The following is a 23,548-nucleotide window of genomic DNA, read 5'->3' as shown; positions in this document are numbered from 1 at the left end:
TTAATCAGCAGTAGAAAACACTAAAAGGGAGAGCTGATCTCTCCCTTGTTACACTCTGTAAATTACTTACTCAAATACCACTGCGTTGGCAGATAGGGGTACATGCGATAGAACTCATAAGAAGAGGTTTTAGGTACTTCAAAGTTAGCCAGTAAGTTACTGCGATAAACCGGAGATACCGCTTTTACCGTGCCGATAATAAATAAGTCATCGACGACTTTTTCAGCGATTTGCAGGCCCACCTTATTAGACTCGGCAGTGCCGGCTTTCAGCGTGACAAACTTATCGGTGAGCTTCTTCATCTCAGCAACCGTGGCGGGTGGCGCCACACCCTCAGCGCCATTGGTCTCAAGATATTGTCCCCATAGCATCCCCGTACGCAGATCAAAGAAGCTACCATAGGGTGGCACCAACGTTTCGGTATTACTGGCGATATTCGCTAATGGACGGCCCATGACCCAGCTCAGTACACTCAGATCATTTGCGGTCTGGGAGTTACGGTATTCATCGGAGGTGACCTCTTTAATCGTGGTTTTAACCCCAACATCGTTCCAACTCTTAGCAACAATCTCGACCACTTCAGAGGGTGTACCTTGGGTCGCATATTGGATATTTAGCTCGAATTTCTTACCGGATGGCAGATCACGCAGGCCATCACCGTTTTTATCCACAACCCCCGCTTTATCCAACAACCTGCCCGCCAGCGTTTGATCAAACTGAATCCAGCTATTTTTCAGCTTATCGGTAATAAACGACGTGGTATCAGCATCAAAGGCAGTGTATTGCGTCGGCGTACCTAGACCAAAATAAGCGATCTCATTTATCTGCTCACGATCCATCGCAACCGACATCGCCCGGCGGAAATTGACATCATTGAAGACTGCCCGTTTTTCGACATCTTTATCCGTCAGATTGAAGGCAAAAGTGGTTTGGGCGATGGTTGGGCGCAACGCAACGTCATAGTTACCTTTATCTTTATTTTCCAGCAGTACCGGCGCTTGAGGCAGATTAACGGCCTGCGCTTTGTAGTCCACGTCACCGGAGATCAACTTAGCGGTTTGGATATCCTCATCACCGATATACACCTCATTGATCTCATTGATATAGGGCAGTTGATTTCCCGCCGTATCTACTTGAAAGAAATATGGGTTCGCCACCAGATGACGTTTTTCCAAAGACTCTTCAACGACTATGTGCGATTCAAGGGTTGGCATAATTGCGGTATAGCCGGCTTTTACTAGACGCTCGGCGGCGGCTTTATCTTTTAACAATGGCGTGGGGATATCTTTCCAATCGGACTGACCATAATAGAAGTTAACCAATGCATAACCGTTATCGAAGCCCAGTGATTTAGCTAGCTTATCGGCATCTTTATTAAAGGCTGGGTGAAACGTTTCTAACAGGTGTTTAGGTAGAAATGGCTGAGCATAATCCTGAGCAAAGTTATCCAGAAAGCCTGGGGCTGGCTCATTCATGGTGAACTGCACGGTAGTGTCATCCAGCACTTCTACTTTAATCGGCTTGCCGCCAGAGAGGAATCGGTCCTTAGGCTTCTCAATTACCTGGCTATCCATCAAGATATTGTTATACCAGAAGGCGATATCAGCGGCGGTAAACGGCGCACCATCAGACCACTTATGACCTTGACGCAGGTTCACTTTCAACAGGGTATAATCCGCACTCCACTCCCAAGATTTAGCGACGTTAGGTACCACTGTCGCCAGATCATCGCTGAAACGGACTAAATTGACATGGCGTATAGACAAGAAGTCCGAGGTACCCGACTCGGTTGCTTTAGAGATGCCATCCAACACACCACCGTACTGACCAATACTCTGGTAAGGCGCAATCACCAATGGCTCCTGCGGCAAACGCTGTACCAAAGGTAGCAATTTAGGATTACCAGCAATACGGCTATTCAACTGACTGATCGACGGGTTTTCACTGAAGTTCAGAGTACAACCCTGCTTCGATTCAAATTCAGTTTTTTCAAACAGGTGTGGATAAACACCACCTGCTTCAGGTCCGGTAACGGGCAGGCATGATACCGCCATTACATTACCCGCCATCAATGCCACAGCACCGGCGATGAAAAGTTTAGACATGGTTTAGCTCCTGTCGTGTTAAAGGTTGGTCTTGGGTTAGGGTGTTGTTCGTCGGCATTCGCCATTGCAGTACCGGCCAGCGTCGCTCGATGGCAATTGCCATTAACCGAGGATCGGGGTTAGCCGCCACTGGGTATTCAACCTGCTCTAACAGCGGCAGATCATTAATTGAATCACTGTAGAAAAAAGCCCCCTTGAGGCTCTCTTGTTGTTCGGCCAACCAATGCTTTAAGCGGCTCACCTTGCCTTCACGAAAGGTTGGTATCCCGTGGATATCGCCGTTATAAAACTGCCCTTCCGTGGCCAATTGAATGGCCAGCAGATCATCCACCCCCAGCGCCTCGGCAACCGCCTTAACAATAAATTCAGAGGTGGCAGAAATAATCAGCGGGCGCACTCCTTGCTGCTGATAGTTCGCCAATATTTGCTGCGCCTGTGGATAGATACGCGGAGTGATATAACGCTGCACAAAACGGGGCATTAGCGCATCAATCTCGGTGATCGATAGATGCCTAACGGGCCCCGTCAGAAAGCGGATATATTCAGACAGCACTAACGTTTGGGCGTGATAACGCGTCATCATCTGCGCGTCTTGTTGCAAAAAGTCTGGCGCGGCAATCCCTTCATCCACCAGAAACTGACAAAACAGGGTGCAGCTATCCCCGGCAATAAGGGTTTCGTCCAAATCAAAAATAGCCAGACTCATGCGCACGCGCTCCCGAGATTCTGGCGCTTTAGCGGTGCCTCATCCTTTAATAACGCAGCAGCCACCGATTTCCCGTGATCATGTAATCCCAGCAATTGACAAACCGTACCGCACAGCTCTAGTTGCGTTGGTTGCGCCGAGGGGTCATGTGAAAAACCTTCGCCGATCACAAACAGGGGGACGTCTCGCTCTTCAGCCAATGCGCCCCCATGGCTCTGATCCCTATTCATACCATGATCAGCAGTCACCAAAATCTGATAACCCTGCTTTATCCACTGCTGCAGATGAGTCGACAGATGGGTGTCAGAATGCCGCGCCGTATTTCGGTAATGTGCACTATCGAGGCCTGCACGATGACCAGCATCATCGATATTCATCGGGTGAACCAATAAGAAATCAGGGTCATGCTGTACCCGTAACCATTCAGCATCGAGGTAAAGGTGGCTATCGGGATAATGATCCTGATGATAAAAAATGCCGTGCTGAATCAGCTGTTCTGGATCGTGGGTAAAACGGTCCCGCACCGCATCATAAGGACTACGGTTATAGAGCTCACTCACCCAATGGTAGGCAGCCGCCGCAGTGGTTAAACCTCCCTGACGCGCCAAACTGAAAACACTCTGCTGATTGGAGTTACGGATAATATGATTATGGACAATACCGCTATCAACCGGCGCAACCCCGGTTAAAATCGCTTCATACAGAGGCCGCGACATCGATGGCAACTCGCATTGCACTTTATAAAGCGTCGCTTTGCTCTGCGACGTCTGAGGTCTATCGGTCAAGCTTTGCAGAAACCCCATGCACTGCTGTGCGGTTTCATAGGCAAGACCATCCAGCACCACCAAAATCACTTTGTTCAACATATTGTCTACCCGATCCATATTTCACATCTTAGGGCAGTAGCTTATGGCCCTAATGTGAATTTCAGGGGACAGACAAAAGGTATTTTTATTACAACTCCATAGAAACAGCTGTAAGCCAAAGTTTTAGTTATGGGTTTTCATCCATTCAAATCAACAGGATAAGTTTCATCGGCATTAGTCTCACACAGTACTCAGGCTGTAACAGTATTGATCGATAATCGTCGATCCATTTTTTGAGCCTTCACCAATGCAGCCCATATTCGCAGTGTTTCAACAATTTTTTATCTTAGGCTGGATCAGCTTTGGCGGCCCGGCAGCCCATCTTGGCTACTTCCACAAAACCTTTGTTGAAAAGCTGCATTGGTTGAGTGATAAGGAATACGCTCAACTGGTCGCGTTGAGTCAGTTTTTGCCCGGTCCAGGCTCGAGCCAAGTCGGCTTTGCCCTAGGCTATCATCGTGCAGGATTACCGGGGGCTATCGCCGCCTTTGCTGGCTTCACACTCCCATCAGTCATACTGATGCTAGGGCTAGGACTGTTGAGTGAAACAGGGACACAAAACCCTCTCTTTCAGGGGGCCGTTCACGGGCTGAAGTTGTTAGCGGTCATGGTGATCGCCGATGCCATTCGAGGTATGGCCGCTAACACTTGCCAATGCAATCTAACCGCCGGGCTTGCCATTGCAACCGCAGTTGTACTGTTATTAATGCCGGGACTAGAAAATCAGATGATTATGCTTATCATCGCCGCAATCAGCGGATACCTATGGTTTAAACCGCAAACGAGCACCACCGATACGATAAAAAACACTCAAGCAACCCTCAACTGGATACCGCTCACTTTCTTTATACTGTTGCTAGTTGGGCTGCCATTGATCCGATATTTAGGCGCACCGCTACAACTCTTCGCAGATTTCTTCCATGCCGGTAGCCTTGTGTTTGGCGGCGGTCATGTGGTGTTACCCCTGTTGCAGACCAGCCTTGCCGATCAACTCAGCGATGATAGTTTTCTAACCGGCTACGCCATTGCCCAAGCGGTTCCCGGCCCAATGTTCACCCTAGCCACCTATCTCGGTTATCAACTGCTACCATCAGCCCCTATTAGTGGTGCCCTACTCGCCACCGTTGGAATCTTTCTACCCGGCTTTCTTCTGCTATTGGCCGTGCTAAAAAACTGGCAGATTCTCGCCGCTCGCCCCAGCGTGAGTGCCGCGATCCAGGGGGTGAATGCCAGCGTGGTCGGCTTACTACTCGCAGCACTCTACCAGCCGGTCTTTATCTCAGCTGTCGGTAGCGCAACCGATATTGCCCTTATACTGGTCGGCTTATTTCTGCTGCAGCGGTTAAAACTCCCCATCGTCGTATTAGTGGTGATCTTTACCCTGTGCGGACTCGGTGGTCTCTACCTTTAAGATGCCTCACCGCTCCTCATAGCAGTAAACAGAGCAGCTCACAGCCGGATGTTGGACGTTTTATCACTAAACGCACCCATAACGACCTAAAACGTTCGCAATTAGGCAATTGAAAAATTGCATTTCTGTCACAGTGCGGTGAGATGAAATATGCCTCGCAACGACGCCAGCAAGGTGTAACTAACGGGACTATTCCAGCGGATATTGAATCAATATTGATAGTCAGTTGAGCGGCGTCTCAACGGGTATGGAGTATGCGCAATGCGAATGACCGCTACCTTTGGCATGAACCAGATCATCAGTCATGGCTTCGGCGTGTTCTTATTTTCAGCACTGGTACCATTGATGCAAGAATCAATTGCCATCAGCCACTGGTATCTGGCAACCATTGGCGCCTTAACCCAACTATCCTATCTGGGCGGGGCCATGCTGCTGGGACTTATTGGTCACCGTATCGATTCTGGCCGGTTGGTTCTGATCACCGGTGCTACCACCAGCACCTTACTGCTCATCATGGCCACCCTAAATGATACAAGGCTCATTTTGCTGGTGCTAACCTGCCTAGCCACCAGTGCTGCCATTAGCTGGGGAGCTATTATCGAACTGATCACCCGTTATGCACCGGCCTCATGTTGTTCCACCTGTTTATCCAGTGCATCAAGCGGCACGGCATGGGGTTATGGCCTAAACGGCCTCCTTATTCTCTTGATCGTTCCCTTACTCGGCTGGCGCAGCGGCTGGATACTGGCCGGGATGTTCGGCTGCATCACCTTGATATTGACCCTGTTCCTGTTAAAACAGCTTAAACAGCGCAAGGTTTCGACACCTCGCCAAGCGAAGACCGCCCTAGCACCACGACAACTATTTCGCATTATTGTGCAAGAACGAGCCGCCTTTTTCGCCTGTCTCATCTGCTTTATGGTTGGCTTTGCCACGATGCCATTCTCTACTTGGCTAAATACCTATCTCGCAGAACTCAGCTTGCCCGCCGCGCTAGGCGGTTATACTTGGACTATGTCGGGAATTACCGGCATGGCCGCAGGCTTTTTCTCGGGAAAGCTGGCCGATAAAAAGGGCCACGGTATGGCTTTAATCGTTATCTTTGGAGGGTTTACCTTAGGCCAACTCGCCTTCATCTATGATCCCGCCACCTATGCCGTATTGGCCGGGTTTGGTTATGGTCTGATGTATTTCCCGATGTGGGGCATTATTGCCGGTTGGGTCAATCAACACTATTCATCAACTGCCACGATGCAGATCAACGGTATCGGCATGGTCACCTTTGGCCTAGGTGGTGCACTGGGCAACCTCTTGGCAGGCTTTATTCAACAATCCACCGGCAGCCTAGCCGGTATCTATGGGATCATCACCGTTGACGCGATATTGTTACTGCTGCTTGCAATCTATATTTATCTGACAGAGCAGCCAAAAGACAACTCAACTAAACTCAATGATCTCCCTCAAAGCGCGGTTAACTGAGAAGCAAGCCTCAATGATGACTAGCCCTTGCGAATAAGTAGATGCAAGTTCGCTAGCGCCTTGCACTAGAAACTCATTCAATCCGGCGACTTCGGTTGTTTAAAGCCCACTATTTTAGGCTACACCACTGGCCTTTCTAGCACTCCCGCGCCACCGAACTACAAGCTGTTTTATCCGCAGCAATCGTTGTTTAGATGCTATTTCATCAATAACCAATTTGCTTTCACAACTGCCGCTAGAGTCCTCTACCTCACTACTATTGAATCAGCTTAAGCGCTATATTCTCTCTTCATACCGGTTTTAGTTGGATAGTAACCATGCAGCATTTGAACCCCCGCGCGCTTGAATACCTAAATGCCGTCGCTCGCTTCGGCACCATTCGAAAAGCAGCCGCGCGGTTAAACGTTGATCCCTCTGCGGTGAGCAGAATGCTTTCCCAGCTTGAAGATGTTGTCGAAATGACCATCTGGGATCGCAGTAATCCAAAACAACCGATTACCGCTGCTGGCGAAGAGCTTTTAAGATATTTCAAGAAGATGCAGGCGAGTGAAGCCGCCACGATGTCACGCCTGCATGATCTTGTCGGACTAAGGGCCGGGGAAGTGCGTATTGCCGTCGGCGAGGGGTTCATTAGTGATTTAATCTCCTCCTCGTTACAAAGCTTTCTTTCCGCCTATCCCGGTATCCAAATCAGCGTTGAGATGGCTGGCGCTCTGGATGCAGTACAGATGCTTGAAGATAATGAAATTGATTTTGCCATCACCTACGCCCCGGCTCGTCACCCCAAGCTGAACTGTTTAATCGAAAAGCGGCATCCACTCGATCTGATTATGCCCAGTGACCACCCTCTTTCAAACACTACCGCACCTCTAGCGATTGAAGATATTCTTAACTATCCGTTAGCCCTTATCGATCGTTCAACGGGTATGGGCCGGTTGGTTAGCTTTGTTGAAGAGGTAAGCCATGTAAGGCTTGAACCTCAACTTAAAACGAACTCAGTGGCCGTTTTAACAAACTTTGTCACATCCGGCATGGGGATTACATTCATGCCCAAATTTACCGTAATTGAAGAGATTAGAGCCGGAAAGATATCCGTAATATCGATGGAACATCCAACCTTATCCCAAGCCCATGCACGCGTATTGAGCGCAGAAGGCAGAGAACTAACATTAGCGGCGCAAGCATTTTTAGATCATTTAAAGCATTCGATGTCATTTTTAATGTTCAATGCCGACGAAATACAGTGTTGACTTTTATGCAACACAAGACATATTGCGATGTCAACAACGCAACTAGTATGATCGAGGTCTCTTCACTTATAAAAATAGGATGGTAAAAATGAAAGTCAGTCTCAATAGTTCCACAGCGTTACGCTGTATAAAGAAGCTAACATTGGGCGTCGGTATCGCGGCATTAGCTGCGAACGTGCATGCTCAAACAATCAACCTGAGCTACAACGGCGCACCTAATGCTGAAGAAAATGCCGTACACCTTTTTGCCACAAACCTTAAAAAGATAGTTGAAGAAAAAACCCAAGGAGACCTCACTCTTCGCCTCTACCCCAACAGTATGTTAGGTGAAGAGGAAGAACGTATGGAGCAGGTTATCAACACGCCGAGCCTGAACGTTGCGTCTTTTGGCGGTATCTCTCCGCTGTTCCCTGAAATTTTTGTCAGTGCCATTCCATTTATGTTTGATGGTTTTGATAGTGCGCGTACTTTCTTCGATGAAGGCGAGTACTGGAAAGCTGCCCGTAAAGCCTTCTATGAAAAGACCGGCGCTCATATGATGGCCGTTGTCGAAGAAGGTGGCTTCCTAGCATTCACCAACAACACCCGTCCTATTCATACCCCTGAAGATTTTGAAGGCTTACGCTTTCGCGCCATGGATAAAAGCCAGGTCGCCCTCTATGAAGCATTTGGGGCATCAGGCACGCCAATCCCATGGACAGAAGTTTATCTCGCGCTGCGTACCGGTGTAGCCGATGGCCAGATGAACCCGCCAATGTATATTATTCTGGGCAGCCTTAATGAAGTTCAGAAGCACCTAACGCTGGCAAATATTCAGTACTCGGATCAATTCCTGGTCGCCAATGATGAGTTGCTGAAAGACCTCAGTGATGAAAACCGTAAACTACTTGAAGAAGCGATTGTCGAAGCGAATAACATCAACCGCACGGCCGTTGAAAGCCAGGTTGAAGCTCGCATTCAGTATTTGGCTGAAAATGGCATGGAGGTGTACCGTCCTACCGCTGAAGAACTGCAAAAATTCAAAGAGGTTGGCCAGCCTTCGTTCCTTGCATGGTTAGCTGAGCAGTCTATCGACAGCTCATGGATTGATATGGCACTCAAAGATGCAAAAAACGTAAAGTAACATCGAGATAAAGGGGGGCTCGCTAGAGCCCCTTGTGAGGCCAATAATGAATATAAAAAGAATCCGTTCCAAGCTAACAACCGCCCTTCTCAATCTATCAACAGCACTATTATGTGCGAATGTAATTATCCTACTGTATGGCGTTATTGCCCGGTATTTAGTTAACCATTCACCGATCTGGATGGATGAATTATCTCGCTATCTCATCATTACTAGCGTGATGTTAATCGCCGCCGTTGTATATATGCGAGATGACCACATGCGAGTCACTATTTTGCAGCAAATGTTAACAGGCAAACTAAGTCGCGCACTGCAGGTTTATCATTGGTTGATAATCACGGGCTTAAGCATCTTTGTCTGCTATGCCAGTGCAAACTACGCTCTCTCTGTAGCCAAATTTACCACCATGGGATTAGGCGTTAGCAAAACGATCCCCTTAATGGCTATGCCCATCGGATTTGGATTACTCGCTTTGGTTTCCCTCTTGATGGGACCGTTTTATCACGAGAAATATACTTCGGAGAAGCCCGTATGTTACTAGCACTATTAGGCACATTCGTTGTTAATGTAATTTTAGGCCTGCCACTGTTTGTTTGCTTGCTTGTGGCCGCTCTCGCCGGATTCCTGTTTATCGATATCGATTTAGCCGCCAGAATGTTGCCACAGCAGCTGTTTGGTGGCATCGATGTCTTTGCCCTGATGGCTATACCGCTGTTTATCTTAGCCGGTAACCTTATGAATGGTGCTGGACTGACGCCTCAGTTGATTAAACTGGCAAATTCAATGGTCGGTCACCTACGCGGTGGGCTCGGCTATGTAAATGTTGTATCAAGCGTTTTTTTTGCAGGGGTGAATGGCTCTGCCGTAGCAGATACCTCAGCTTTAGGCTCACTGCTGGTGCCAGCAATGAAAAAAGAGGGCTACTCAACTAGCTATGCTGCGGGCCTAACGGCAGGAAGCTCATTAATCGGGCCTATTATTCCGCCAAGCATCTTCATGATTCTTTATGCCTCATTAACCAATACTTCGGTCGGCGACCTGTTTTTAGGCGGCGTCATTCCAGGCTTGGCTTTAGGCTTGGCCTTTATGGCCATGAATTGGTATTACGCGAGAAAAGCGAATTTAACGGCTCAGCACGATAAGCCAACCCTAAAAAATATTTTAACGTCCTTAATTAAGGCGTCACCGGCACTCGCTGCACCTTTTATTATCGTTTCAAGTATCGTATTTGGTTTTGTCACGCCAACAGAGTCCGGGGCACTCATCGTCGGATACGCATTTGCGATTGGAATCATCAGCCGCAACCTGTCACTAAAAGCCGCTTGGACAGCGCTGGTCGAAACAGCATTATTAACCAGCGCTATCTTTTTAATTATTGGCGCTTCCGCCGTGGTGAGTTGGCTGCTTGCCTATGCTCAAGTGCCTGAGCAGTTTGCCGTATTGCTAACCCCTTACGTAGACAGCCCTATCACGATCTTGCTGATGCTTAGCCTAATCACCTTTGGGGTTGGTATGCTGATGGAAGAAGTGTCAGCCTTGATGCTGCTAACGCCGGTATTTCTACCCATCGCGCTACACGCTGGCGTAGACCCGGTACACCTAGGCATCATCATTACGATGAACATTACCATCGCCTTGATCACCCCGCCGATGGGCGCCTGTGTCTTTGTTGCGGCAGCGGTGAGTAAGTTAGATCTAACTGTGATGTTTAAAGCTATCTGGCCGTTCGTAATGGTGGCATTGGCCGTATTAATCACTGTCATCCTGTTTCCATCTCTTACTCTCTTTATTCCAAGCCTGTTTAAATAAATATATGAATATTCCGATTCCTGAGCAAAAAATGCCTGACTGGGATATCTATCAGTCAACATCGATTATCGAGAACTACGACCCCCTAGTGCCGGTGAGTATCTCCAAGAAAATGGGTATCTATCCGGCCTATTTCAAGATGGGCGTGGCTAACGCCATTCCTGAGTGCCATGTTCGATCTCAGGTGCTTGAGCGTTTACTGCGTGCTGCCAGTTTTCTTCCTGATAACTTACAACTAGTTGTATTAGATGGTTGGCGGCCTTTCGCGGTACAACAGTATCTGTTCGATACGCTGGTCAATCTAATCAGCCATGCGAACAAAGCACTAAGCCCTGATGAAGTTAACCTAGAAGCGAGGAATTTAGTCTCTCCACCAAGCACGGACCCGAAAGCACCGAGCCCCCACCTAACTGGCGGTTCGGTTGATGTAACCTTGGCTGACATCGATGGACGATTATTAGATATGGGCTCGCTTTTTGATGAAGCCAGCCCCAGATCTTGGACCTATGCGTTAGAAAAGTCCCTCAAACAAGATGATATCTCAGCCAGAGATAATCGCAGACTGCTTTTTAATGCGATGACACAAGCGGGGTTCTCAAACCTACCCAGTGAGTGGTGGCATTATGATTTCGGTAACCAATTATGGGCCTACAACACCCATGCATCCGGCGCTATTTATGGTGCTACACGACCGCTCAGCATAGAAAAACTCTGGCTCCAACAACTTAACCGATATGCACAAGCAGGTTAAGCCGATTTATGCGCCGCAATGTAGCAGCAAGACGCTGTCTAATTGCGGCTTTTTTATGATGATATTGGCTCCACAACCATGCCCTTCCCGGCGTGCCTGATACCTCTTTTTAGCAATTCTATGATTTCTAGATACAAAAAAGCCCCCATCATTGCTGATGGAGGCTTTTTTAGAATAGCGTAACTTATGCAGCGTCTTTAGCAGGCGCTTTAGGTGCAGGTGCAGCAGCTACTGATTCTTTACCAGCTGTCAGGATAGCCTGAACTTCAGCAAAGTAAGCTTTAGACGTTTCTGCAGCTTCTTGAGCTTCAGTCTGCAGCGCTTCGATTTTGCTTTTAGCTTCTTCAGATTTAACAGTAACGAAAGCGGTGAAAGCTTCAACGTCTTTGATTGAAGAGAACGCTTTAAAGTCCGCTTGCGCTTGAGCGATCTGCTTTTCGATAGCTGCTTTCTGAAGCTCGAATGCTTTAGTAAAAGTAGCGGTGTTTAGCTCGATCAATTTTTGAATTGGAGCGCCAAAAGCAGAGAAGTCAGCAGTAGGAAGAGTCTTGAACATGATGTGTACCCATAAAGAAATGTGGTTGATGTAGTGATACTACAACCCTTCTATGTTGCGGTGCAACAATTATCTATGAATTAATTATAAATATTCTTTTAAATGTCTAAATTTAAAGAAGATATCTCTATAAAAAACCATTGTGCACACGCTAAATACCCTGCAATAACAGGTTCTTAGCTCAGGTGTATAACAGATTTTTTGAGTGACAAATAACTCCCCTCACCCACACTCGAGGGCTTAGTACAACTGAACCCAAAACAGCGACGACCTCTGAAGATAAAAAATACCGCAGTGCATACTAAAGCCTGTTATCGAACCTCAATAGGTTAAGAAGCAACCAAGAAACGATTTACCCTCACGATTACCGTTAACTACGGTTGCCTGCGGATAACCTTATCCCCTTCTCGATAAGCCTAAACATCATCAGTCGCGATGTCATTACGCAGCAAAGCCCGTTGCTATGCACTAGGCTGCATGTCTAAGACATAGGAAAAAGCTATCGTCGAGATCAAAATTTACAGTTTCACAAGCCCATTTAAACGGCCGATACTGGGTTGAAGGTGCAATATCAATGTGCGCAGTTAATAACCTTTTTGACGTACGAGACACCCATAACAGGAGAGCAACTGATGTCGAATAATAAATGCCCAGTAATGCATGGGGGTGCGACAGAAAGCAGCATGTCGAATATGGAGTGGTGGCCTAAGTCGCTAAACCTCGACATTCTGCATCAACACGATCATAAGACCAACCCGATGGGCGCAAACTTCAACTATCGGGATGAAGTCAAAAAGCTCGATGTAGCGGCGCTAAAAAAGGATATGCTAGCACTGATGACCGACAGCCAATCTTGGTGGCCGGCAGACTGGGGGCACTATGGCGGTTTGATGATCCGCATGTCCTGGCACGCCGCCGGCACCTATCGTATCGCTGATGGGCGCGGCGGTGCAGGTACCGGCAACCAACGCTTTGCGCCACTAAACTCCTGGCCGGACAACGTTAATTTAGACAAAGCTCGCCGCCTACTCTGGCCAATCAAAAAGAAATACGGCAATCAACTGAGCTGGGCTGATTTAATTGCCTATGCAGGCACCATGGCTTATGAGTCGATGGGACTAAAAACCTTCGGCTTCGCCTTTGGCCGAGAAGATATTTGGCATCCCGAAAAAGATACCTATTGGGGCTCTGAAAAAGAGTGGCTAGCCCCAAGCGGCAGTAAAGGCAGTCGCTATTCCGGCGAGCGTGATTTAGAAAATCCATTGGCGGCGGTGATGATGGGCCTTATTTATGTCAACCCGGAAGGCGTGGATGGCAAACCCGACCCGCTCAAGACCGCCCACGATATCCGCGTCACCTTTGAACGTATGGCAATGGATGATGAAGAAACCGTCGCCCTGACCGCCGGTGGTCATACGGTAGGTAAATGTCACGGTAACGGCGATGCCAACCTACTCGGTCCTGATCCGGAAGGTGCCGAATTAGAAGATCAAGGTTTTGGTTGGCTCAACAAAACCCAACGGGGCATCGGGCGTGATACCGTATCCAGCGGTATCGAAGGCGCCTGGACCACCCACCCAACCCAATGGGATAACGGCTACTTCGACTTGCTGCTCAATTATGACTGGGAACTCAAGAAAAGCCCGGCAGGTGCATGGCAGTGGGAACCCATCAATATCAAAGCGGAAGATAAACCCGCCGATGTTGAAGACCCTTCACTGAGCCACAACCCCATCATGACAGATGCGGATATGGCCATGAAAATGGACCCTGACTACCGTCAGATCTCCGAGCGTTTCTACCGTGATCCAGCATACTTCTCGGATGTCTTTGCACGGGCTTGGTTCAAACTAACACACCGAGATATGGGGCCTAAAGCGCGTTATATTGGCCCAGACGTGCCGCAAGAAACCCTCCTCTGGCAAGACCCTGTTCCAGCCGGCAGCACCGGTCATGATATTCAAGCCGTTAAACGGCGCCTCACCGACTGTGGCTTAAGCGTCAGTGAGATGGTGTGTACCGCTTGGGACAGCGCTCGAACCTTCCGTGGTTCAGATAAACGGGGCGGTGCCAACGGCGCCCGTATCCGCCTGAGTCCACAAAAAGACTGGCTGGGCAACGAGCCTGAACGTCTCACTAAAGTGTTGCCAGTGCTTGAGGCTATCGCCGCCGATACCGGTGCAAGTGTCGCCGATGTGATCGTATTAGCGGGCAATGTCGGCATCGAACTCGCGGCCAAAGCAGCAGGGGTAGATATCAATGTGCCATTCTCGCCGGGCCGAGGTGATGCCACCGAGGCGCTCACCGATGCCGATTCTTTTGATGTACTAGAACCATTGCACGATGGTTTCCGTAACTGGTTGAAGCAAGATTATGTGGTCACAGCGGAAGAGCTACTGCTCGATCGTACCCAATTGATGGGACTTAGCGCCCATGAGATGACCGTCCTGATCGGCGGAATGCGCGTTATCGGCACCAATGTCGGCGGAACTCAGCAGGGTGTTTTCACCGACCAGCCCGGCGCACTCACCAACGATTTTTTCGTTAATTTAACGGATATGAATTATCGTTGGAAGCCTGTCGCAAGTAACCTCTATGAAATCATTGAGCGGGATTCGAATCAGGTCAAATGGACGGCCAGTCGGGTCGACCTCCTCTTTGGTTCTAACTCGATCCTACGGGCATATGCCGAGGTTTACGCTCAGGATGATAATAAAGAAAAGTTTGTTGAGGATTTTGTCGCCGCTTGGACAAAAGTCATGAACGCAGATCGCTTCGATCTCATCTAACCGGTAAAATCCCACACCGCTGTTCTGGCGGTGTGGCCATCCTGTCGCAGCACAGGGTAGCGCAACAACGCCTAAGCACCTATCAAACCGAAAACAGTTACCGCCCCCCCCCACTATGCTCAATGAAAGCGGTTTAATACCCAGTTAAAAGATGTTTTTGCGCGACTCAATGATTACACTGATGCCTGTTAGGCAGATTGAGCCAGTAATGCTTTATTCGACACCCTTTGACATTTACCCGATGGCGTAGGCCCGTCGCGAAACCTAGCGCCGAACATGCCAAGCCGATAATCACCGGTTCACCGAAACAATAGCTGAGTGGAAAAATTGATGACTAAAAAAGTTGTGACCTTTGAGTACGAAAAAGAAACCAAAAACAGTGTCCGTTATAAAGAAGTTCCCGATGAGGGCACGGCCCCGATTATCGGTTCTTTGTATCTTCAGAAGTGGTTTGCCGGCAACAGTAAATCGATTGAAATAACCATCGATAAAAAAGACTAATATGCAATGTAACATCAGTGGATACCACCCCTCGAAAACCGTGTTGACGGGCAAGAATCCACTGATGAAAATCAGCTAATTAGGGCTTCTCTCCGGCAGCAAGGCGCAGTTCAATCTCTTCTAACACCGGAATGATATCGGCAACACTATCAACAACATAGTGCGCTCCTGCGCGATTAAAGCGGTCGTAAGCTTTATACCGCAACGTCTGTTGCTCGGCATCATCTAAGGCATTCCAAGCCGCTAAACTCATACCGACTTCGTTACCGCTGATCGCCACACCAACCGTCCACATTCCCGCATTCAGGCCCTCATCAATACCACTGAGGGTGTCGTCGATTTTGACACAAGCAGCGAGGTTTTCGACCCCCAACTCAATCGCATTCATCATCGCCATATAAGGATAAGGACGCCCCTTCGGCACCTGTGTCGCGCAAACGGTGGAAGCCGGTCGATAGCCTTGTGCCGCCGCTTCGCTCAGTAACCCTTGAATCATAACGTCTGCATAACCGGTATTAGCTCCGATCCTAATCTCACGCGCCTCGGCCCATTCAAGCAGCGTTAGCAAGCCAGGAATCAATACTGCGGTTTCAGCAATCGCCGCTACCTGTATAGGAATAAAATCGTTATACATCCGGTCGATATCAGCATCGACCGGAGCCGCTCCAGTTTGTTCAATCCAAGCCGCGTGAATACGTGGATAAGCGCAGAGTTGTCGAATATGTTCTCGTTTTTCAACGCCCATCGGGCCACGTGCCTCAGCCTCGGAAATAGGCACCCCTTGAGCGGCAAATAGACTTTGAAAAGCCCGAATAGGGGCTAACGAACCAAAGTCGACGGTGGTGCCCGCCCAATCCATAATTAGCGCCTGTAAAGGGCCTGTATACTGACGTTCATAACGGTACATACGATACTCCTGAGCCGTTAACCGGCTACTTGTTAGGTTATTACTAAGGTTGCACTTGCACACTTTTTAATTCATCCATCACGTCTCTAACCGCCTCTAAAAGGCCGTCAATTTCAGCGTCATACAACTGCCCAATACAGCCCAGCCGAAAACTCTCCACGACCGTCAGTTTGCCCGGATAAATAATATAATTGCGGGCTTTAAGGCGATCGTAAAAACCTTGAAAACTAAAGTAATGATCGGTAGGTGATAAAAAGGTCACGATGATCGGCGACTGCCATTCATCGCTTAGCAATGTTGTAAAGCCAAGTTGCCTCATCCCTTCCACCAGCCGTTGTTGATTACGGCGATAGCGGGTAAAACGCCCTGCGACACCGCCCTCGGCTGCATGTTCACGTAGAGCCTGTATAAATGCGGCCACTACATGGGTAGGAGGAGTAAAACGCCACTGCCCTGTGGCGTTCATATAACGCCATTGATCCAAGAGATCTAAACTCAGAGAGTGCGCATTGCCCGCTGATGCTTCTAGTACCGTGCGCCGAAGCAGAGCAAAACTAAATCCTGGCACCCCTTCAAAACATTTATTAGCAGAAGAGATAAGCGCATCAAAGCGTAAGTCTGTAGCGCGAATATCGATAGCACCAAAAGCGCTCATCGAATCGATAATCAAACGTCGATCATGTTGCTCGACGATAGCCGCAATCTCAGCCACTGGATTTAAAATCCCAGAACTGGTTTCGCAGTGCACCATCAATACATGACTAATACCGCTATCCTGCTGCAATATGGCCGAAACTTCGTCTGCCCGCGGCGGTGCGTAATCCCCTTTATCGAGCACAACATAAGCACGGCCTAAATAATCCAGTATCTGCGTCATTCGCCGACCATAAGCGCCGTTGATCAGCACTAATGCTTTACCCTGCTGTGGTATTAACGTTGCTAGCGTAGCTTCAACCGCAAAAGTGCCACTGCCTTGCAAGGGGACACAGACAAACTCCCCCGTATCACTAATACAGGCGACCAATTGTTCACATAATGAACGGGTCATCGCGCGAAAATCACTGTCCCAAGAGCCCCAATCACACAGCATCGCCTGCTTGACGGTCATACTGGTCGTGATTGGCCCTGGGGTCAGTAGAAAAGGGGGTATTGCTAGCTCAGCCATCTGATGTCTACCACTTAAAAAACGATAGAAGCATTATCTGGTATAGACCAGATTTTTACTATGAATTTTTAGTGACGTATCAATACAAAATGTTTGAGGTATTAGCAGCTGTTATGCGCTAAGCGACGTTAACCGTCACTTTGAGCGCATCATGAATCCAGTACTCCTGATCAAACTCGAGAAAACGACCCTGCTGATCATAGGTTAAGCGCTGTAGACAAAGCCCTGCGGTGCCTGGATTGACACCCAACGCCTCAGCAGCTATTCCGTCTAGCGCCTGTGGATAAAATTCAATTTGACGCTTAGAGGGTTGCAGGTCGTAGCGTTCTCTTAGTTGCTGCCAGAGCGATCGATCGGTGTCCTGTAAGAGTAAATCAGGACAGTGTTGCGGGTTAATATAGTTGTGTTCCAGCAGCACCGAACGGCCATCGATAGAGCGGCGGCGCAGCAGATAACAGATATCGCTTTGCATAGCTAAACCTGCACGTTGAGCCATCCATTCGGGCACCTCCTGCATGGTTTTACTCAACGTTTCCGTGGCTGGGGTATAACCCTGTCCTGCGACCATCTGATAAAAGCCAACATCCTTGGCTGGATCATAGTCGAGCCGTTGTGGCGTAACATACCAACCTCGCCGATTGGAACGATAAATTTTACCTTCGGCCTCCAACTGACCCAACGACTGTCTCAGAGTAACCCGGGTCGTTTTAAAACGTTGCGCCAGCTCCCGTTCGGCTGGTAAACGCGCTTGACTGCCTAGCCGCTCAAGCAGGATCCATTGCCAAAGCTGATCCTTCACTCGTAAATAAACCGGTTGCATCTGTGGTTGCCCACTGCCCTGCTGAGAATTTATCAAAGGTTTTTGCAAAGCTTATTACTCATAAAATTAATTGAAAAAGTACCGTGCAATACGGCGCTTATTAGATCTTTAAATCGTTCATAGCCATTCATCTGAAACGCTATTATGACGGGCTACATAGCTCATCTACAGTACCCTTAAAACGACTGTAATTGTACCAATAGCAGTGGTTATCTAAACCACACATTGCCGCCACCGTGACAGCAAGCTTTGTAATAAATTCAAATTTTTTTACAGAAACACCTTGAAAATCAAAACCCCACAACCTTATAATGCGAATCATTCTCACTACCATTAATATTTAGGTTCCGTTTTGAGCACACCTTCTGACAACCGTTCTATAGAGCCAACTACGCTCAGTCACTCTCTCCCAGCGTCTTCGACTGAGACAGTCCCTAGCCCAACCACAGCTTCAGAAGAGGGTCTCATCGCCGATGTAAATAACGACTTAAGCGTGCCGCTTAACAGCGTCTCAGGGGCTGAAAACGGTATCGACCTAAACGCAACAACGAGCATCAATGGCGAGAATATAGGCCACGACCTGCTCGGTGAGAATTTTGACCCGATTATCAATATGATCGAAATCGGCGGTCCGGTCGTATGGATTTTAATCGCCCTATCCGTGTTCTCGCTCAGTATTATTTTTCTCAAACTCTGGCAGTTTGCGGTTACCAAACCGGAAAGCACCCATGACATTGCCGAAAGCCTGAAAAAATGGCGTAGCCATGACCCCGCTGGTGCGGTCAAAGCGCTGCACCCCACCCGCCCTGTCGCCAATATTATTCGTTATGCCATGCAAGGTGTCGCAGAGCAACAAGATCAAGCACTGCTGCAAGAAGAGTTATCCCGACAAGCAAACCGCTTAGTTAACCAGCTTAGAGCCCTGCTTCGCCCGTTGGAAGTCATCGCCAGTCTAAGTCCGCTGCTCGGCTTAATGGGTACTGTGCTGGGCATGATCGTTGCTTTTCAACAGATGGAAGCGGCCGGTAACAGTGTTAACCCTTCCGTGCTGTCTGGCGGTATCTGGCAGGCATTATTGACGACCGCCGTCGGTCTAGCCGTCGCCATTCCTGTCGCCACAGCCCATAGTATTTTAGAACGCAAAGTTGAACGCGTTGCCATGCTAATCAATGACTCAGTTACCCAGGTGTTCACTTGCCCGCTATATCAGGCTAAAGCCGCCCCATTATCGTTGCAGGAGCATCAGCGTGCTGCTTGAGGTCACTCCCCGTGCATCACAGTCAATCAGCCTGACACCGCTGATCGATGTGGTCTTTATTCTACTGCTATTTTTTATGCTGTCCTCAACCTTCAGCAAAACCCGGCAGTTAGAACTTGAAGCATCGGCACCCGGTACCCAAAGCAGCGAAAACCGCAGTCATAACCTACGTCTCCTGCCCGAACAAAAGGCCGAGCTAGACGGGACGGTTTACGCTATTGATGCTGCATCGTTTACCGAGCAACTGCGCACTATGGCCGACAACCAAGCGTCTGTGACGCTGGCGGCGGTATCGAGCGTTAAAGTACAGGACACCATCCACCTGATCGATATGCTTCGTTCAATGGGAATTTTACAGCTGGATCTAAGCCCGTCGGTAAGCCAATGAAGATTGTTACCATACACAACCGTTCATCACAGCGGAATAATCTCGATAACAGCATGATCCCTGCTATCAATATCGTTTTCCTGCTACTGATCTTTTTCATGCTAGCAGGGCATATTGAAGCCCAGGATGCACAGTTGAAGATTCCAGCATCAAACAGTGAGAGTGAACTAAAGATGTCAGAACTGGAGATCAAAATCTCGGCCTCTGGCAGCTTCACTCTGAATGGCCAACCTAGCCATCAAGACCTAAAAGCCGCGCTGCGCAGCCTGACGCTGACACCGGAGACCGTGGTGATCTGCCATATTCACCGAGATCTACCATCATCCGCGTTAGACCCGGTGCTTCAGGTTGTACAACAGTTTGGCATTAAGTCGCTGTTAATCGCGACGGAGCAGAGCTGATGATCACCACTCGAAAAGTGACCCTCAGTATTGTCGCCGCGATCACCGTACACCTAGCAGCCTTGATGATCTGGATGAAACCGATTAATACCGAAGGAGCAATCGCTGAAGGCCAAGATGGTTTGCAAGTCAGTGTTGGCTTAGCCGGTAGCTTTATGGAAACCCCGAATCAACCGAAAAAAGATAGCGAAGAAACACCGCTAGAAGAACCCCAAGCAGAACCTGAGGTTAAACCCGAGTCTGAAACAGAACCGGAGCCTCAACCTGAAAAGCAACCCGAAAAGGAGCAACAACAACCAAAAAGCGAAGTGCAACCCGTGCCGCTGCCGAAACCAAAACCAGTGCAGCCCACAACCGAGCCGAAGCCTGTGCCAAAAGCAGAGCCGACGCCTGATAAACAACAAAAAACGAAACCTGAGACGGCTGCGCCCCGTTCTGAAACAACCCCTGAGTCAGAACAGAAACCAGTCCCCTCGCACGCACAGACAAGAGCAACAGGTGTGGGTGAACGTGTAGAAACTGGTGGCAACCCTGCCGCCCGGCAGAGTTATCTTGCCCGGGTTATGGCCAGAATCGCACGTTTTAAACGCTACCCCCGCAGCGCCCGAAAAGACGGTGTCACCGGAGTAGTTGTCGTGAAATTCGTTATCAGGAAGAACGGAAAAGTAGAATCGTCCGAAGTCATCAACAGTTCAGGTGATCCGCGTCTCGATCAGGAAGCCGTTGAGATGCTTGTTCGCGCAAGCCCCTTCGCTTCGATTCCTGATGAGCTAACCAGCAGTCATCTTGAGCTAACGCTTCCTGTGGAATTTTCACTCAATCCAACCCGCAAATTGTTTTAAGGAACACAGATGAACAACGTCACTATGAAGAACATGGCGATAGCGAACGACGCTATTGTTAACACGCCCACGCAGTCGATACGCAAGCATAGAACCTCTGGTTTTGCGCCGAGTACACTGGCACTGGCTATTTCGGGCGCCCTCATGGCAAACGTAGCAACCGCAGATGACAACAGTATTGCGTTGGATAAACTCAAGATTGAAGAATCCGTCACTCCCGATACTAACCCTTATGCAGTTCCTGGCGCACCTTATCTGGCAGAGCGAGTCTCAGATCCACGTAGAACCCGTTCGCTAGCTGAGACACCACAAACAATTACGGTGCTGACCGCCGCTGAAATCGCTGATTCTGGACGCAGCGATCTACGTGACATCCTTGATGGACAACCGGGTATTACCCTAGGCACCGGCGAAAACGGCAACGCCTTTGGTGACCGTTATATCATCCGTGGGCACGAAGCACGCAGCGATATTTTCATCGATGGTTTACGTGACCCAGGCATGACCGTGCGGGAAAGCTTTGCCGTTGAACAGGTCGAAATCAGTAAAGGTCCAAGTTCCTCTTTTGCCGGCAGAGGCACCACCGGTGGCGCAGTGAACTCCGCCACTAAACGCGCTAGCACCGAGTACGATTTTACCAAGGTCTCTGCGGGTATCGGTACCGATAACTATCACCGGGTAACCCTCGATACCAACCAAGTGATCAACTACGACACGGCTTTCCGGGCTAATATCCTGCATGCAGAAGAAGATGTGCCCGATCGTGACCCTGCCGACCGTGAACGTATCGGTGCAGCGTTGTCACTGTCTCATCAAGCAACTGATAAGCTGGAAATAACTGCCGATTACTATCACTTTGAAGGCACCGATAGCCCGGATCTGGGCACCTATATCGACCGTTCTACCGGCAAGGTTGTCAAAGATGTTCCATCCTATGTACAGGATGAAGACTTTCTTGAATCAACCGTTGACACCTTTACCGTGCGTATGGGTTATGAGATCAATCCAAAAACACGCTTGGTTAACTTGACCCGTTATGGCACCACAGATAACGGTTATGTAACCACCGGCGCCAGCGCCACCACGGCATACCCAACCGATGCCGATGCCACCAACGGCACCAACGGTTACTCCTCCGTGAGCTTAAACAATCACCAAGGTTGGCAAGAAGTAGAATACTTCGCTAACCAATTAAACCTGATCACCACTCAAGAGATCGGCGGCCTCGATCATGAATTGGTCATCGGTGCAGAATACAGTAACCAAAGTGTTCTCAACGGGGTGTATAACACTAGCTCAACCGGTGCGACCAACTGTTCCACCAGTGGCCGTGGCGGTGTCGGCGGTGCCTACTGCCTGACTGATGCTAGCGGTGGCAGTGTAGGTGACATTAATAATCTGATGCAACGGGATATCAGTAAGGGTAATCAAGATTCCGATTGGAATGTTGAAACTATCTCCCTGTCATTGATGGACACCGTCGACCTAACCGATAAATGGACCGTGTTCGGTGGTATTCGTCATGATTACTATGACTACAGCAACATCGCTAACTTTGATGCAGGCGATGGTAACGGCCGAGTCCCTTACGAGTTCAAAGACGATGGCGGCTATTGGAATGGTCACGTCGGTGCCAGCTATGATATTAACCCTCGCGCTAATATCTACGCCAGCTTCTCCACTGCGACCAACCTGAACGGCGGTGAGTCTGATGTTGGCACTAGCTGTGGTTATGGCGGTATCTGTGTCGATTCTAGTGATCCGCGTTTGGGTGATCCAGAACGTACAGAAAGCTGGGAACTCGGTACCAAGTGGCGTCTGCAGGATGACAAGTTATTAGCAACCGCGGCAGTGTTCCGCATCACTAAACATGATGTGATGGAACAACCAACCGGCGATTCGTATAGCACCGAAGGAAGCTTGAATACCGGTAAAAACCGCGTTGAAGGTATTGAATTAGGGCTGGCGGGTAACTTAACTGACCGCTTAAGTGTGCAAGCAGGTCTTGCCATCATGAATGCTGAGGTATTGGATTCAATCACAGCGTCTAACGAAGGTAAAACCTTGGCTAACTTCGCCGACAAATCGGCGTCATTGCAACTGCGATATCAAGCCACGTCTGCCTTCGCCTTCGGCGGTACCGCCACCTATGAAAGCGCTCGCTATGTCGGACAGCCTGATACTGCTGCCAATGAAGACTTGGGTGTGCCTGAATACACCGTCTTCGATGCCTTTGCGACTTATCAAGCCAATCGTGATCTGAAGTTCCGTCTTAATGTCGGTAATGTGTTCAACAAAGATTACTACCTCGCCGCCTATCGCTCAGGCTCATTTGTCTACATCGGCGACAAGCGTAATGCTCAACTGACCATGGAGTACAGTTTCTAAAGTAGCCTCGACGGTCATCCGTTACAGGGCAGC

21 protein-coding genes are annotated in these 23,548 nt (G+C 49.0%); 14 read left to right on the top strand and 7 right to left on the bottom strand.

Annotation, left to right across the window (positions count from 1 at the left end; all coding sequences use genetic code 11):
• Nucleotides 1-62: 62 nt before the first annotated feature.
• The 3 genes from AC0L4K_RS03200 to AC0L4K_RS03190 are packed head-to-tail and all read right to left on the bottom strand — an operon-like array spanning nt 63 to nt 3,695.
• Nucleotides 63-2,105, bottom strand: a complete 2,043-nt coding sequence (locus AC0L4K_RS03200) for an ABC transporter substrate-binding protein (RefSeq protein WP_473268170.1) — start codon at nt 2,103-2,105, stop codon at nt 63-65.
• Entirely contained in the window at nt 2,098-2,811 is a 714-nt protein-coding gene (locus AC0L4K_RS03195) for an HAD family hydrolase (RefSeq protein WP_473268168.1), read from the bottom strand. Before AC0L4K_RS03195 ends, AC0L4K_RS03200 begins: the two co-directional genes overlap by 8 nt.
• Nucleotides 2,808-3,695 carry an alkaline phosphatase family protein gene (locus tag AC0L4K_RS03190; RefSeq protein WP_473268166.1) on the bottom strand — a complete coding sequence of 296 codons (888 nt, stop codon included), beginning with the start codon at nt 3,693-3,695 and terminating at the stop codon, nt 2,808-2,810. Before AC0L4K_RS03190 ends, AC0L4K_RS03195 begins: the two co-directional genes overlap by 4 nt.
• Before the next feature lie 229 nt (nt 3,696-3,924).
• Here AC0L4K_RS03190 and chrA point away from each other — a divergent pair, with 229 nt between their 5' ends.
• The 7 genes from chrA to AC0L4K_RS03155 all read left to right on the top strand — a co-directional run bounded on the left by chrA (nt 3,925) and on the right by AC0L4K_RS03155 (nt 11,500).
• The gene (chrA, locus tag AC0L4K_RS03185; protein ID WP_473268164.1) at nt 3,925-5,088 is read left to right on the top strand and encodes a chromate efflux transporter; all 1,164 of its coding nucleotides are present in this window, start codon (nt 3,925-3,927) and stop codon (nt 5,086-5,088) included.
• A gap of 261 nt (nt 5,089-5,349) precedes the next feature.
• On the top strand, nt 5,350-6,567 hold the full coding sequence (locus AC0L4K_RS03180; protein ID WP_473268163.1) for an MFS transporter: 1,218 nt from the start codon (nt 5,350-5,352) through the stop codon (nt 6,565-6,567).
• 317 nt (nt 6,568-6,884) lie between these two features.
• The gene (locus AC0L4K_RS03175; RefSeq protein ID WP_473268160.1) at nt 6,885-7,817 is read left to right on the top strand and encodes a LysR family transcriptional regulator; all 933 of its coding nucleotides are present in this window, start codon (nt 6,885-6,887) and stop codon (nt 7,815-7,817) included.
• Between the two features lie 88 nt (nt 7,818-7,905).
• Complete coding sequence (locus tag AC0L4K_RS03170; RefSeq protein WP_473268157.1) at nt 7,906-8,940, top strand: TRAP transporter substrate-binding protein; 1,035 nt, start codon at nt 7,906-7,908, stop codon at nt 8,938-8,940.
• 46 nt (nt 8,941-8,986) lie between these two features.
• On the top strand, nt 8,987-9,481 hold the full coding sequence (locus AC0L4K_RS03165; RefSeq protein WP_417224563.1) for a TRAP transporter small permease: 495 nt from the start codon (nt 8,987-8,989) through the stop codon (nt 9,479-9,481).
• Nucleotides 9,472-10,749: a TRAP transporter large permease gene (locus AC0L4K_RS03160; RefSeq protein ID WP_320135831.1), complete on the top strand. Its 1,278-nt coding sequence runs from the start codon at nt 9,472-9,474 to the stop codon at nt 10,747-10,749. Before AC0L4K_RS03165 ends, AC0L4K_RS03160 begins: the two co-directional genes overlap by 10 nt.
• A 4-nt stretch (nt 10,750-10,753) precedes the next feature.
• Complete coding sequence (locus AC0L4K_RS03155) at nt 10,754-11,500, top strand: M15 family metallopeptidase (RefSeq protein ID WP_473268154.1); 747 nt, start codon at nt 10,754-10,756, stop codon at nt 11,498-11,500.
• Nucleotides 11,501-11,684: 184 nt separating this feature from the next.
• Here AC0L4K_RS03155 and AC0L4K_RS03150 read toward each other — a convergent pair whose 3' ends face one another.
• Entirely contained in the window at nt 11,685-12,056 is a 372-nt protein-coding gene (locus AC0L4K_RS03150) for a hypothetical protein (RefSeq protein ID WP_417224567.1), read from the bottom strand.
• Nucleotides 12,057-12,688: 632 nt separating this feature from the next.
• Here AC0L4K_RS03150 and katG point away from each other — a divergent pair.
• Entirely contained in the window at nt 12,689-14,845 is a 2,157-nt protein-coding gene (gene katG, locus AC0L4K_RS03145; RefSeq protein WP_473268152.1) for a catalase/peroxidase HPI, read from the top strand.
• 330 nt (nt 14,846-15,175) lie between these two features.
• Entirely contained in the window at nt 15,176-15,346 is a 171-nt protein-coding gene (locus AC0L4K_RS03140) for a hypothetical protein (RefSeq protein ID WP_417224570.1), read from the top strand.
• Between the two features lie 79 nt (nt 15,347-15,425).
• Here the strand turns inward: AC0L4K_RS03140 and phnX are convergent, their stop codons facing one another.
• From phnX to AC0L4K_RS03125, 3 genes are all read right to left on the bottom strand, one after another.
• Complete coding sequence (gene phnX, locus AC0L4K_RS03135) at nt 15,426-16,253, bottom strand: phosphonoacetaldehyde hydrolase (RefSeq protein WP_473268151.1); 828 nt, start codon at nt 16,251-16,253, stop codon at nt 15,426-15,428.
• Between the two features lie 43 nt (nt 16,254-16,296).
• Nucleotides 16,297-17,418 (bottom strand): 2-aminoethylphosphonate--pyruvate transaminase, encoded by a 1,122-nt coding sequence (locus tag AC0L4K_RS03130; protein WP_473268150.1) that lies wholly within the window; start codon nt 17,416-17,418, stop codon nt 16,297-16,299.
• 118 nt (nt 17,419-17,536) lie between these two features.
• Nucleotides 17,537-18,238, bottom strand: a complete 702-nt coding sequence (locus AC0L4K_RS03125; protein WP_473268149.1) for a UTRA domain-containing protein — start codon at nt 18,236-18,238, stop codon at nt 17,537-17,539.
• Between the two features lie 352 nt (nt 18,239-18,590).
• Here AC0L4K_RS03125 and AC0L4K_RS03120 point away from each other — a divergent pair, with 352 nt between their 5' ends.
• From AC0L4K_RS03120 to AC0L4K_RS03100, 5 genes are read left to right on the top strand one after another with little or no spacing between them, the layout of a single operon-like run.
• A complete protein-coding gene (locus tag AC0L4K_RS03120; protein ID WP_473268147.1) occupies nt 18,591-19,496 on the top strand; it encodes a MotA/TolQ/ExbB proton channel family protein in 906 nt (301 codons plus the stop codon).
• On the top strand, nt 19,486-19,884 hold the full coding sequence (locus AC0L4K_RS03115; protein ID WP_473268146.1) for an ExbD/TolR family protein: 399 nt from the start codon (nt 19,486-19,488) through the stop codon (nt 19,882-19,884). Before AC0L4K_RS03120 ends, AC0L4K_RS03115 begins: the two co-directional genes overlap by 11 nt.
• Nucleotides 19,881-20,285: an ExbD/TolR family protein gene (locus AC0L4K_RS03110; RefSeq protein ID WP_417224581.1), complete on the top strand. Its 405-nt coding sequence runs from the start codon at nt 19,881-19,883 to the stop codon at nt 20,283-20,285. The genes AC0L4K_RS03115 and AC0L4K_RS03110 overlap by 4 nt, the downstream gene beginning before the upstream one ends.
• Complete coding sequence (locus AC0L4K_RS03105) at nt 20,285-21,127, top strand: TonB family protein (RefSeq protein ID WP_417224583.1); 843 nt, start codon at nt 20,285-20,287, stop codon at nt 21,125-21,127. Before AC0L4K_RS03110 ends, AC0L4K_RS03105 begins: the two co-directional genes overlap by 1 nt.
• Nucleotides 21,128-21,136: 9 nt before the next feature.
• Nucleotides 21,137-23,515, top strand: a complete 2,379-nt coding sequence (locus AC0L4K_RS03100) for a TonB-dependent receptor (RefSeq protein WP_473268144.1) — start codon at nt 21,137-21,139, stop codon at nt 23,513-23,515.
• The last annotated feature ends 33 nt before the right edge of the window (nt 23,516-23,548 follow it).

This window comes from Amphritea sp. GJ51-11 (genome assembly GCF_055808735.1).
Note: the sequence above shows the minus strand (reverse complement) of the source record. Positions and strands in the feature narration are given on the sequence as shown.